The following is a 13476-nucleotide window of genomic DNA, read 5'->3' on the forward strand; positions in this document are numbered from 1 at the left end:
GGCGGGATTTATGAAGGCATGGTTGAAACCCCTGTTCGGCGATGGCTACGCTGACGTCGAATTGCGTGGACTGTTGCTGCCGGTTGGTCTGGGAGATGCTCCGTTTGATTCCTACCCGGAAGAGTTTCGGTTACAGCTTGACGAGCGCCATGCACGACTGTTTCTCGATGGAAACACCCTGTATGTGGTCGATTTGAACAGCGCGACGGGCACCCTGCACAATGGCCAAGCGGTCGGGTTGGACCCTGTGGCTGTGGCGGCAGGCGATGTGCTGTGTTTTGGCAAGGATCTATGCTTTGAGGCAGCGCTGGCCCCGGCAGAAGAGCGTGCTGAAGAGTCCGCGGGCTCACTCGGTGCAAGCAGCGATGAGAGTGAGCGTACACAGATACTGGCGCCTTCGACGCGTCCCCGGCTGTTGTTGCTGCCGGTCCGTTCCGGGAAAGGGCTTAACCCGATTGCGGTATCGGTGTTTCCGTTCCTGGTGTCGAAGTCGACAGGGCACTTTGCGGTGTACGTGCAGCAGTTTGCTTCGGAGTCGAATTTTGTGTCCCGCCGCCACGCGCACATCTATGCGAAAGGCGCGGATTTATTTATCGAGGATCTGGGTAGTACGAATGGCACGCTGCTCAATGGCAGACGATTGGACGGCTCGGCGGAGCAACTGAATACCGACGACACACTACAGTTCGGCCATGAGCTGTTCAGCTTCAAGGTGGTTTTGGAGTCAGTGCCGGTGGAGGACGGCAGTTCGGCGGCTACCCGGCGCACCGTGCCCGAGGGCACCATTCTGGTGTCGAAAGCGGCATCTTTTCTCGATGTGTACTGCGACAAACCGGAAGACGAGGAATCCGCGGAGGAGGGGCGCCCGCCAGCCGCCGAGCAAAGTCACATTGAGCGTTTCAAGTCGGTATTTGGTTCGTTGCGCGACACCTCGATCGCGGCCTGGGAGCAATTGCCCCTGAGCAGAGAGCTCCGCCTTGGTCTGGTGGCTCTGGTCGCTGTACTGCTGCTGGGTGGGTTGGCAGCCTGGCTGCTCGCTGACGACCGCATGGCAACGGTTACCGAACTGCTGGAAGAGCAGCAGTACGAGCCTGCATTGCGGCTCGTGGAGGGCTACCTCGCAGAGAACCCGGAGGACGAAGCAGCGCAACGATTGGCGGATGACGCCTTGACAGGCTTCGTCGTGCCGGTTTGGTCGCAGGCCATGCTCAGCGGCGACTATCAGGCGGCTGAGGAGGTGCTAAGCACGGCGCAAAGTCTGGCACCGAGTCAGGGTGATGAGGGCGTACTGCCCTTGCTGCACTGGCTTGGGGATCTACAGCGCTATACATCGGAGCGGGATGCCGCTGCGTCAATCCAGCTCAGCGAGGGCGATCATCCCATGGGTGTGCTGCTCGAACGCTGGGAAGCGCACAGCGACGACAACTTGCGTCTGCTTGAGGAACTCGCCAGGGCTCATCCGGTTTTCGAGCCTGTTCGCACCGATGCCCTGAGCCAACTGCGGGCCTTGAAGAGCGATGCGTCGGTGTTGCTCGACGCAATGACTGCCGTTCGCGATCAGGTGTTGCAGCCTCTCGATCCGCAAACGGGTGCTGCGGCGTTGACGGCGCTGGACTCGTTGCAGCGCGACTATCCGAGAGTCGGCGGAGTCGCGGACTGGCGCGCCGATGTCCGCGCCTACCTGAGGCTTAAAGCTGCGTACGCCGCAAATTCATTGAGGGATTACATGCGGGAACGGCAGGCTGCGAGCTTCAGTACTGAGTACTTTGCCGAGCTTGTCGCGTCAGAACTGCCGGCACTGGATGAGCTGCAGGCGCTAGCCTCGGACTACGCCCTGGCTGATCGGCAGTGGCAGGCGGGAGAGCTGGCGGCGGCGTTGGAGATCCTGGAGAAGCTGGCGCAGGGCCCGTGGGGCCAGGAGGCACAAAACCTGCTCGTAGCGCGGCGGCAACTACGCGCTGAGTTTCTGCGGCTACCGGACCTGTATCAGACGGCGGATTATCAGAGTTCTTTGCTGGAGTTCTATACGCGGATTGACCCGCAGCGTGACAAGTTCATGTTCGATGCGTTGCAGTCAGACTTCAGCAACGAACAGGAGTTTGCAGAGCAACGGGTGAGCGAATTGTATGCGGCTGCAGAGGAAATCTGGCAGGAGTACCAGACGGGAGGTGGCATCAGTGGCGCTTTGCGGCTCGAATCCGAAATTTCCCAGCGCTATCGGGAGCAAGCGGGCCGCCTCACCGAGGCGCACTCAAAGTTGCAGGACGCGGCGCAGATCCTCGGTCTGCTGGGATCCGTTCCCTCCGGCACGGTGAACGCGCTTAACGCAGCTGTAGTTTCTGAAGCCGAGCGCCAGCGCGCAGCAATTGAGGACTTGAGTGCGGTACTCGGTTCTGCAGCGGTTGACGACAAGACTGCTCTATTGCCCGCTCCGGCGAAGGAGTCAAAGTGATCACAAAACCACAACGCTCACTTCGGCTAGCAGATGCGCTGCGAGACCATAGTCTGGAAGGGATCGCGATCCTGGTTTCCGAACCGTCTCGTCTGATCAAACTCACCAATATCCTGATCGTTGTTGTGCTGTTGCTGGCCTTCATCTGGGCTTTTTTTGCGCAAGCAGATGTGGTGGTGACAGCGCAGGGGGTGCTGGTACCGGAAGCGGACATTCGACGTGTCTATGCCCCCATCGATGGCGAGCTGGTGGATGTTTATGTGTCACCGGGGGTTCCGGTTCAGGAAGGCGACATCATCGCGCGGATCAACGCCCGCAGTGCAATCGACTCTGCATCGAAAGCACTGGAGTCCAAATTGCGTCTGGATCAGGCTGAACTGGAGTATGAGCGCCTTCCTGCCAAGCTGGCATTGCAGCAGCGCAAGGCTGAGGCGATGAAGGCCAAGCTCGATTTCCTGCAAAAAGAGACGGACAAGAAACTTGAAGAAGGCCTGTTCAAGCTGGCGGGAGCACAGCGTGCCAAGCTGGATGAGGCGCGAACTGCGCTGGAGCAGGCGCGACGCACCGAAGCGGCTGCGGAGGAGGAGAAAACCCAGTACGAGCGGCTTGCCAGCATGGAGGGTGGTGGCGGCGTGTCACAAACCCAGGTGCAGCAAAAGGTTAACGCTTACCTTGATGCCCAGGCGAAAACGGGTGCTGCACAGGCGCGTCTGTCGTCTCTTGAATATGAGCTCAACCGCGCAATCTCTGAAGCCGACAGTAACGTGGCAAACGCGTCGCAGGAACTCGCGGAACAGCGTGTACAGTATGAAACGCTGCTACGTGATATGGAACAGGAGCAGGCAAAAGTCGAATTCCAGCTGCGTAGCGCGCGCATCGCTGCAGACGCGGCTGAGCGGGTCAGCTTCAAGAATTTCGATGAGAACAACTTCTTGAAGATACACGCGCCGATAAGCGGTGTTGTCACCGAGGTGCCCCTCACGCAGCGCGGAGACAAAGTCCAGTCATCAAAGCCTCTGGTGAATATCGCGCCCGCCGATACCCAGCGCATATTGCAAGTCCAGATACCCGAGAGTGAGCGCGGATTTCTGCAGGTAGGCCAGAGCGTGAAAATCAAATTCAATGCTTTCCCCTATCAGACCTATGGCTCGGTAGAAGGCAGGCTGGATTACATATCGCCAGCGGTGAAGCAGGGCGGGGAGGGCGCTCCACCCACTTACGAGGGCAAGATTCAACTTGAGCGCGAATCCATTGAAACCGCAAATGGAGAGGTGTTGCTGCGCTATGGCATGGGTGCGGCGGCTGAGATTGTCGTGCGCAAGCGTCGGGTGATTGATCTGGCGCTGGAGCCCTTTAGGAGCATCAGGTAACAAGGCGCGGTGTTTCGTCACCAATCAGAGTGTAGTAAATGGCAGTTCAGGCAACCCAAGCAGTAATTATCTTGAAGAGAGGAAAACCATGGATATCGTTCGTATAGATGGAAATACGCTGACAAGTGATGATTTGGTGGGCTGGCTCAAGCTCTCTGGTCGCTTCCCCCATGTTGTCCAGGACATCATCAAGGAAAAGCTCGCGGCAACAGCCGCACGCAAACGCGGCCTCACGGCCAGCCCCGAAGAGCTACAAAACCGGGCAGATCAGCACCGGCGTGCGCTCGGCCTGCATCGGGCCAAAGAGGCCAATGCATTTCTCGACGATGCGTCGCTTTCACTTGAGCAATATGAGGCCTTTCTGGAGGACGCCCTGCTGGCGGAGAAAATGCGCGAAGATATCTGCAGTGATGCCGCTATCAATGAGTATTTTTCCCTGCATGCGCCGCAGTTCGATGCAGTCGAGCTCAGCCACCTGGTGGTAACCGGAGAGGGCAAGGCCCGTGAGATTGTCTCGCTGCTCGGCGAGGATCCGGACAGTTTCGATGAAATTGCGGCGGAGCACTCCACTGCGGAATCCGCGACAGATGGTGGGCGTGTAGGCAAGGTCATGCGTGGAGCACTCAATCCAGCGCTGGAAGCGAAACTGTTCAACGCCTCGGTCGGTGAGGTTCTCGGCCCCTTTGAGGCCGATACCGAGAACACCTTTGAGATATTTTCGGTCACCGCCAAATACGACGCTGTGCTGGACAAGACAACACGCGATGCAGTCAGCAACCTGCTCTACAACGAGTGGCTGGAAACTGCTGCCCGTGATTTCAGGGTAGAAGTGTAGGTGCGATCCTGCGAACAGCCTGCGGAGGGCCGGTGTGACCAGTGAAAAGAGTATGACCGAGGCCGATGTGGCGTCTCTTGCCGAGGTGCTGGCGCAGATCGATTTCCTGTCTGCGCTAAGCGCTGAGCAACGCCTGGCGCTGGCCAGGGCAGCGAGTGTGACGCACTACGAGCTCGGGGATGGCGTTGTCGCGGAGGGCGACCAGACGCAGGGTCTGCTCGTTGTCGTGCAGGGGCGTGTTCGACTCTTCAAGGAAGCAGGTGGCAAGGAAGCCAGCATCGGCGTGCGCAAATCCGGGGATGTTCTCGGCGAGCTAGGCGCATTGCGGAACGTTCGCTACGAGTTTTCCTGTCGAGCGTCTTCGGCGACGGAGATCGCACGGATTCCGTCCTCCGCATTCGCCGCGGTATTCAAGGAGAATGCCGAGGCCGAGGACTTCATGAGCAGCCACGCCGCGATTCGAGCAGCGGGCGGTGTGGTCAGCCAGTTTTTCGAGCTGGGTAACGCGGTCGATGCGGACGAGCTGAAACGATTGGTCGCCAGTGTAGGGATCAAAAGCGTGGCCGCGGGCACCGAAGTGATCACGCAGGATTCGAGCAGTGATCGTCGACTCTACGTTATTCGGCAGGGTCGGGTTCGCCTGGTGAGGCGGGAGAAGGATGTCGAGTATCCGCTGGCGACCCTGGCGCAAGGGGAGATCTTTGGCGAAAAGGCCTGCCTGTTGCGTCAGGAGCAGCAGGCCTCAGCCCTGGCCGAAACCGACCTGACGCTGCTCATCATTCCCGAGGACACTGTTCGCGCGATACTGGAGCACAACCCCAGGCTGCGTCCAGCCATTGAAGACCGCATCCGGTTTCTTGATCGGGAGTTGACGCGTCAGAAACAACTCCGCGAAAAGCGGGGCTCCCAGTTCAGCCTGGATGTTGAGTCCAAGGCGGGCTTTGGTCAGCGTGTGCTGGAGCGCTTTCCGCTTGTGCAGCAGGCGGAGGAAATGGATTGTGGTGCCGCGTGTCTCGCCATGGTCTGCAAATATTTCGGTGTACCCATGGGTCTGGGTAAGCTGCGTGATCTGGTAAATGTCTCTCGGGAAGGGGCTTCGCTGGACAGCGTGGCCAAGGCCGCTGAGGCACTGGGTTTCAGTACTCGCGGCGTGCAGTCCACGCTGGGCGCGATGAAGAGTTTCGACTTTCCGCTGATCGCGCACTGGGAGGGCTACCATTTTGTTGTGGTCTACGGCATATCGAGCCAGCACGTCTGGGTGGCTGACCCGGGCCCGGGGTTTCGCAAGCTGACCATTGAAGAGTTCGAGAAGGGTTGGACGGGAACGTGTCTGCTTTTCAAACCAACCAATATCGAATCGAATGCGCCAGCCCAGGAGTCACCCTGGAAGCGGTTTGTAGGCTACCTGACGCCACATCGATCCACGGTCGTGCACCTTTTTCTCGCTGCGTTGGTCATTCAGTTGCTGGGGCTGGCGCCACCGATCATTACCCAGAATATTCTCGACAAGGTAATCGTGCACGAGAACACCCAGCTGTTGCTGATGCTCACTGTGGGCCTGGTGCTGAGTCAGCTGTTTGCCCAGTTGACCACGATCATGCGAGGCTATCTCGCGGCGTTCATGACGCGAAGTATGGACTTCGCCATGATGTCCGGTTTTTTCCAACACGCGCTGGCGTTGCCGGTGGCATTCTTTGCCAATCGCCGGACCGGCGATGTGATTGCCCGGTTCCAGGAGAACCAGACCATTCGTGACTTCCTTACCGGGCAGACTGTAGGCACGGTGCTGAACGTCATGATGGTCTTCGTGTATTTGACCGTTATGTTCCTCTATAACGTCAAGCTGACGTTGATAATGTTGGCTCTGGTTATTCCCATATTCGTGCTGACGGTGCTGGTCACACCGCGCATGAAAGACTACAGCCGCAAGATATTCGAGACGTCCACCGAAGCCGAAGGGCTTTTGATGGAGACCGTTAGTGCAGCTGAGTCAGTCAAGGCCATGGGCATAGAGCGCCAGATGCGCCTCAACTGGGAGCGAAAGTACGCCAATGCCCTGAATGTTCAGTACGATGCCCAGGGGTTTCAGTTGTTTGTGGCGTTCGGCAGCCAGCTGCTCAACATCGCTGCGACGGTAGCGATCCTCTACATCGGTGCCAACATGGTGATCGCGCAAGAGCTGAGTGTGGGGCAACTCATTGCCTTCAACATGCTGTCAAGTTCGGTGATGACGCCATTGATGCAGCTGGTCAGTCTGTGGGATGAGTTACACGCTGCGGGCATTGCGATGGAGCGCCTCGGGGATGTGCTCGATCTTGAGCCCGAGCAGAAGCCTGAGGAAATGGGCTCGCGTATTGTGCTGCCGCACCTGCAAGGCGATGTGAGCTTCAAGAATGTCTACTTCCGCTACGGTGGCAATGATACGAACTACGTGCTGGAAGACATCAATCTGGAGATAAAGCAGGGTGAGCTGGTGGCGTTGGTCGGCAAAAGTGGCTCCGGAAAGTCCACGCTTGCCAAGCTTCTGGTGGGTTTCTACCCGCCGACCGAGGGGAAGATTCTGGTTGACGGCTACGACCTGAATCTCATCGAAACCCAGCGCTACCGCGCGCAACTTGGCTACGTCATGCAAAGTAACCTGCTGTTTCAGGGCACGATTGCAGAAAACATTGCCATGGGCGATGAAGACCCTGACAAGCGGCGCATCGTCGACGCCGCCGAATTGGCGGATGCGCACGGCTTCATCAGTAATCTGCCCCGGGGATACGAGCAGGAAGTGGGGGAGCGCGGTACAGGATTGTCCGGGGGGCAGGTCCAGCGGCTGTGTATTGCCAGGGCGCTGTACCGCGATCCACGCATCCTGATACTTGACGAAGCGACATCCTCCCTTGATACAGAATCCGAGAGCAATATCCTGAGCAATATGGATGGCATATTGGAGGGGCGTACCGCACTGGTTATAGCACACCGCCTGAGCACCATCATGCGCGCCGATAAAATCCTGGTCTTGTACAACGGTGCAATCGCTGAAAGCGGCACGCACGACGAACTGATTGCAGCAAAAGGAATGTATTATCAATTGGTGCAGAAGCAGATCACTGTATGAAACAGTTCAGTTTTAAATCCCAGACGCCTGCAAGTCATGGTGGATTGATCGAGAAAGTCGAGATTCTCCGTTCACGCCTGCGGTTGGCGACCTATCTTGATAAACAGGAAATCGGCGCATTGTTGGAGGACTTCAATGCGTTGCGGGCGGATATTCTGCTGGCGTCACGGACCGAGCGCCTGGAGAGGGCCACCACACAGAAAACCGTCGAGATGACCGGTGCGGCCAGCAAGCGCTCAAGTTACGATGAACTGGGCTTCGAGGGTGTTCTTGGAGAAAGCCCTGGCCTGCTTGAGGCCCTGGAGATTGTCCGCAAGGCAGCGCCGACGATGCTGCCCATACTCATCGACGGCGAAAGTGGCACGGGCAAGGAGCTGTTTGCCAAGGTTATTCACGCCAACAGTACCAGGGCCGATAAGCCATTTGTTTCCATCAACTGTGGAGCCATACCCGAGAACCTGATTGAATCGGAACTGTTCGGTCACAAGAAGGGCGCATTCACGGGAGCTACCAGCGACCGTAAAGGCCGCTTTGAAGCTGCGAATGGCGGAACGATATTCCTCGATGAAGTCGGTGAGCTACCCATGCAGGGTCAGGTAAAGCTGCTGCGCGTGCTCCAGGCCCATGAGATTCAGCGTGTGGGTTCGGATGAAGTGACCGCGGTGGATACGCGCGTCGTCGCGGCAACCAATCGCAACCTGGCCCAAATGTCGGAAGAGGGCGCTTTTCGAGAGGATTTGTTCTATCGTCTGGGTGTGATTCACGCGAGTTTGCCGCCACTGCGCGAGCGGCGCGATGAGATCCCGCTGCTTTGTGACTTTTTCTTCTCCGAGGCCTCTGAGCAGTTGGGTCGGCCGCCCGTGAAGCTCTCCGAAAACCTGCACCAGTTTTTGCTCGGTTATCATTATCCCGGGAACATACGGGAACTACGCAATCTGGTCTACCGCCTGTCCTGTCTGGCAGACGAGGTTGCCGAGATCGAGCATCTACCGAAAAATATCCGCACCCCCAGCTCGGCACAGGTAGCGCAACCGGATAGCTATACCGGCTCGTTGGCTGACGTGAAGCGCCTTGCCAGCGATGCCGCGGAAAAGCGCTATCTGGAGAACGGCCTTCGGGATACCAAAGGCCGGGTTGTAGACCTGGCCAAGAAACTGGACCTGAACCGCTCCCACCTGCAGACGTTGCTGAAAAAGCACGGTATCCAGTCCAAGGCGTTCAAGCAGCACAAAGGCAGCAGTTAGCATCTCGCTGGCATCAACTGGCAGTGCGATTTCCCAAGTGTTTTACTGCAGCAACCTGACGCATCGCGGACCGGTTTTCGGTCGTAGAATAAGAGTGATCGCTCGCGGAAAAATGCCGGGAAGAGGGGAGCTTCGCAGAGTTGTGACTAATTGAGAGTAGTCTGGATTGCCCACATGCCGGAGAGTACAAAGCCGAAGGAACTGATGGTTGCAACCGATGCGAACATCACGGAGCCGAAGGGCTCCTGTATCCATGTCGTGAAGCGCTGGCCACGCGATGGCCGGGTTGTCACGTCTTGGTGAGCCTTGTCTGGTGTGGTGTGCATATCCTGTGCTCCGGGTCTGTTGGGCGCCTTTGAAAGGCCGGGCTAGGATACCCTCCCCAACTGTAAGGTAAAGTCGAAGTTTATAGCTTTGTAATCAGAAAAAAGCGATGTATGCGCGAGCCCGATGCAGGCGGTTATCGACCGGCCGCGTTTGGCTCATGGAGCATCCGCTTGCTTACCTGCCGTGTTGCGTCAGGCAGATCTTGAGTGCCGTCTGGGTCGCGAGGCAGGATTCCCTGTTGAGCGTCCTGAGCTCTTCCGCGAACAGGCTCCGGTGGTGCAGCAGCCGGGCGAGCACCTGCCGCGGTATCTCGATCTGCACCCATTCCTGGGGGGCATCCCCAGTTGGGTGCCTATCGAGGCTCGAGGTTATTGGCCATTCGGCGGCACTCATTCAATGCACGCGGTGTCTCGGTGCGGCATCGGCTACCGGCCCGGAGTACGGTTGCTGGTCATTGGCGTCAGGTCGACTGAACTGGTCGCCGACCTCCAGCAGTCGCTGGCAGCCCTCAAGGACCGCTCGTCGCTCCACACCACTCAACAGCAGCTCTTCCAGGCGCGCTATCGTGCCGCCAATCACGCCGCAGGCCAGTCGGGCTTCGCCGGACTGGATCAGCGAGGTGCACAACAACAGCGCCGATTGCGTAAACCGGGCGATATCATCCCCGGACTGTCGGGCGTGGTTGAAGAGAAGTAGCTCGGCGGCTTCAAGTGCACAGCCGGCATAATTCAAGGCTTTCGTCGATTCCTGCTCAGCGAGTAAAGCGGTGGCGTGATCGTGGCTGCGCTGCCAGGAATTGAGGGCGGCGACCGCATTCGACGCCAGCCAGTCACGGTGATTGCTGCACAGGAAACGTAATCGCATTTGAGGGCTCCATGAAAGGTTCGCCACTGCAATTTAATGCGAATGGTTATTATTTGCAACACCATTGTTTGAGGGGACCAGTCCAGCCCTGTGCGGTGTCGGCCTGTGCAGTACGCCGCGACTTCCTTTTCCAACGTATTGAACGTGAGGGGCTACGCCGAGATCAGCTGACGCCCTTCGGTTTGTCCTGTTTCATGAAACCGAACAGATAACCCGCCACGCGACGCATCTGGATTTCATCTGCGCCTTCGGTGATGCGGTAGCGGCGGTGGTGGCGGTAGATATGTTCAAACGGTTTGTAGCGGGAATACCCCATGCCACCGTGAACCTGCATCGCGGTATCGGCGGCTTCACAGCAGAGTCGGTTGGCCTGGTAGTTGCAGATGGATACTTTGTCGGACACGGAAAATGCGCCATCGCGGTCCATGAGCCACGCCGTCTTGTGAATGAGCGCTCGCAACATTTCGCAACGCGCTTGCAGGTCGACAAGCGGGAACTGAATCGCCTGATTGCTTGCCAGCGGTTTGCCGAAGGGTTTTCTTTCCCGTGCGTGCTTCACTGCTTCGTTGACGCAGTACTGTGCGGCACCCAGGCTTGAGGCGGCCTGGCGAATACGGTTTTCATTGAAGAAGTGTTGAACGACCTGCAGCCCCTTGCCCTCACCACCAAAGATGGCCGCGTCGGGCACCCGCACGTCGGTCAGCGAAACGCGGGCATGATCGGAGGGCATGTTGAAGGTCCACAGATACTCTTCAACCTTGAGTCCGGGCGTATCCATGGGTACGAGGAATGCCGTGATCCCGCTGCCATCCCCGGGGTTCCCGGACGTCCTGGCCATGATCATATCGCTGTGTGCCGTGTGCACACCGGTATTCCAGGTTTTCTCACCATTGATCACCCAGTGATCACCGTCCCTGACCGCCCCGGTTTCCATCCAGGTGGCATCCGAGCCGTGTGCGGGCTCGGTAATCCCGAACGCAAAGCCGCGTGTGGCATTTTTCAGGCCGTCCAGCCACTCTGCTTTCTGTGCCTCGGTGCCGTACTCAAGCATCAGCAGCAGGCCCACATTATTGCCCACAATCGAATGCTCATTCTGCAGGTCGTTGTGCAAGCCCAGGCCTTTGGCCGCCAGGTGCTCGCGTATAATAGCCATACCGAGGTTGCTGCCGTCGCGGCCACCGTGCTCCGCGGGAAAGGGGTAGCTGTAAATGCCCGCGGCGATCGCCAATTGCTTGGCTTTGTGCAGTAATTCTTCCCATTCCTCGTTGGGGAGACCGTCTCGTTCCCAATCGGTTCGCGCGTCCTCTCGGCGGTGATCAAAGAAACGAATGTTGTCGTCCGCCTGCTCGAGTGGCTTGATCTGGTCGTCGATGAATGTGTCGAGCTCGTTCAGGAAATCGCGAATATCTTCTGGAATATCGAAGTTCATTGTTTTTGATCCCTTGATGGGCTGATGACTCTGCTGCAAGCTGGGTCGGGTTTGAGAACAACCAATGCCATCAACGCCTCGCCGAGCGGCTCATTTGGTATACCGATCACCGCGACCTCTGCCACCGCTTCAAACGGCCTGTCCAGTGTTCGAGGTGCAGGCTCACTTCCTCACCACGCGTCACCACGGTAACCGTGGGCCAAATTGATTGCTGCGCGCATTGATACTCAGTCCAACAGGCTGCTGTAGCGCTCGGAGAAGATATCCCGACCAATGATCAACTTCATGATCTCGGAGCTACCGGCCAGAATGCGATTGATGCGTGCATCGGTAAACATGGTGCAGATCGGGTATTCCTTCATATAGCCCGAGCCGCCGTGCAACTGCACCCCCAGGTCCAGCATGCGCCACTCTATTTCGGTGGCCTGCAGCTTTGCCTTCGCCGCCATATTGACGCTCAGTCGACCTTCGTTGTGCTCTGCGACACAGTGGTCAACATAGGTTTGCACAAGGTCAATCTCCGCGTCCATTTCGGCCATTTTGAACTGGGTGTTCTGCATGTTGGAGAGCGGCTTGCCAAACACCTTGCGCTCCATGACGAAGTTCCTGGTCAGGTCGAACGCGCGCCGGGCATTGATGGCGGAGCCAACCGCACCAATCAATCGCTCCTCAGCGAGCCCCTGCATCAGGTAAAAGAAGCCGTGACCGACTTCGCCCAGAACGTTCTCTTTGGGGATTCTGACATTGTTGAAGAACAGCTCCGCGGTGTCCTGGGCTTTCATGCCCATTTTGTCGAGGTTGCGTCCGCGCTCGAAGCCTTCCATGCCACGCTCGACAACACACAGTGTCATCGCATGGGGGTTGTTCTCCGGATCTGACTTGCCGGCGACAATCACCAGGTCAGCGTTGATGCCGTTTGAAATGTACGTCTTCGACCCGTTCAGAACGTAGTCGTCACCGTCCGGCAGGAGGGTGGTGCGCATGCCAGCCAGATCGCTGCCCGCATCCGGTTCGGTCATGGCAATGGCGAGAATTTTCTTGCCGGAGACACAGTCAGGTAGCCACCGCTGCTTTTGTTCATCGGTGCCGAAATGGTCGAAGTAGGGGCCTACCAGGCGGCTGTGGAGCGTGTTGAACCACTCTCCGGTACCCGCACGGGCACTCTCTTCAATAATGATCTGCTCGTAGCGAAAATCCCGGTCACCGAGCCCGCCATATCGCTCATCAGGCCAGATCATCAGAAAACCGTGTGCACCCGCTTTCTCGAATGCTTCGCGGTCTACGATGCCCTGTTCGCGCCATTTCTCAACATGGGGCGCTATCTCCGTTTCAAGAAACTTGCGATAGGCATCGCGGAACATGATTTGCTCTTCAGTAAATTGACGCATGCTATTCTCCTTTGGCAGACGGTCACCAACGCTCGGACCTGTGCGGATAGCCCCTGAGTCTGAGGTGGATGCGGGAGCGCGTCCATGATGCAACCGCCCAGAAAAATATACATTTGGTTACACGCTCACACAGACGGGAAACGTTTCCGGCCGGTACAGGCGTTGGCGCGTCAGCAACGACGCCCTGTGCCAGCGTTCAACAATGATGGCGGTCATGGCTGTATAGTCAATGCTGCCTCGGTGGCCGCCCATGATGGCCAGATTGGTCAGGCTGCGTATACTGCGTCGAAGGCGATGGACCAGAGATGGTCAAGGCGCTGGGTGATCAGGTGGAATATCCCAAGCGCCTGGGTGAACCGGCTGAAATAGCCGCTTTGGCGCTGCACATCGCGGAAAATGACTACTTGAATGGCGAATGTATCCGCCTGGATGGCGCGATTCGCATGGCTGCCCGGTAAGTG

Annotated in this window: 8 protein-coding genes and 1 pseudogene; 6 read left to right on the forward strand and 3 right to left on the reverse strand. The window is 57.8% G+C overall.

What is annotated here, in order from left to right; genetic code table 11:
• The first annotated feature begins 10 nt into the window (after window positions 1-10).
• The 5 genes from AACZ17_RS09700 (at window position 11) to AACZ17_RS09720 (ending at window position 9007) form a co-directional block, all read left to right on the forward strand.
• Entirely contained in the window at window positions 11-2452 is a 2442-nt protein-coding gene (locus AACZ17_RS09700) for an FHA domain-containing protein (protein WP_290742529.1), read from the forward strand.
• On the forward strand, window positions 2449-3822 hold the full coding sequence (locus AACZ17_RS09705) for an HlyD family efflux transporter periplasmic adaptor subunit (protein ID WP_290742526.1): 1374 nt from the start codon (window positions 2449-2451) through the stop codon (window positions 3820-3822). Before AACZ17_RS09700 ends, AACZ17_RS09705 begins: the two co-directional genes overlap by 4 nt.
• A gap of 88 nt (window positions 3823-3910) precedes the next feature.
• Window positions 3911-4657: a peptidylprolyl isomerase gene (locus AACZ17_RS09710; RefSeq protein WP_290742523.1), complete on the forward strand. Its 747-nt coding sequence runs from the start codon at window positions 3911-3913 to the stop codon at window positions 4655-4657.
• Window positions 4658-4691: 34 nt separating this feature from the next.
• Entirely contained in the window at window positions 4692-7763 is a 3072-nt protein-coding gene (locus tag AACZ17_RS09715; RefSeq protein ID WP_290742519.1) for a peptidase domain-containing ABC transporter, read from the forward strand.
• Window positions 7760-9007 (forward strand): sigma-54 dependent transcriptional regulator, encoded by a 1248-nt coding sequence (locus tag AACZ17_RS09720; protein ID WP_290742516.1) that lies wholly within the window; start codon window positions 7760-7762, stop codon window positions 9005-9007. The genes AACZ17_RS09715 and AACZ17_RS09720 overlap by 4 nt, the downstream gene beginning before the upstream one ends.
• A gap of 720 nt (window positions 9008-9727) precedes the next feature.
• On the opposite strand, the gene AACZ17_RS09725 is transcribed toward AACZ17_RS09720, so the two are convergent.
• The 3 genes from AACZ17_RS09725 to AACZ17_RS09735 form a co-directional block, all read right to left on the reverse strand.
• The gene (locus AACZ17_RS09725; RefSeq protein WP_290742513.1) at window positions 9728-10198 is read right to left on the reverse strand and encodes a hypothetical protein; all 471 of its coding nucleotides are present in this window, start codon (window positions 10196-10198) and stop codon (window positions 9728-9730) included.
• Window positions 10199-10361: 163 nt separating this feature from the next.
• Window positions 10362-11627 carry an acyl-CoA dehydrogenase family protein gene (locus tag AACZ17_RS09730; protein WP_290742510.1) on the reverse strand — a complete coding sequence of 422 codons (1266 nt, stop codon included), beginning with the start codon at window positions 11625-11627 and terminating at the stop codon, window positions 10362-10364.
• A 227-nt stretch (window positions 11628-11854) separates the two neighbouring features.
• Window positions 11855-13015, reverse strand: coding sequence for an acyl-CoA dehydrogenase family protein (locus AACZ17_RS09735; protein ID WP_290742507.1), 1161 nt, complete (start codon window positions 13013-13015; stop codon window positions 11855-11857).
• 216 nt (window positions 13016-13231) lie between these two features.
• On the opposite strand from AACZ17_RS09735, the pseudogene AACZ17_RS09740 reads away from it, so the two are divergent.
• Window positions 13232-13473, forward strand: a pseudogene (locus tag AACZ17_RS09740) (3-hydroxyacyl-CoA dehydrogenase); the annotation flags it as partial.
• Between the last annotated feature and the right edge of the window lie 3 nt (window positions 13474-13476).

The sequence above is a fragment of the uncultured Haliea sp. genome, from assembly GCF_963973825.1.
GTDB lineage: Bacteria > Pseudomonadota > Gammaproteobacteria > Pseudomonadales > Halieaceae > Haliea.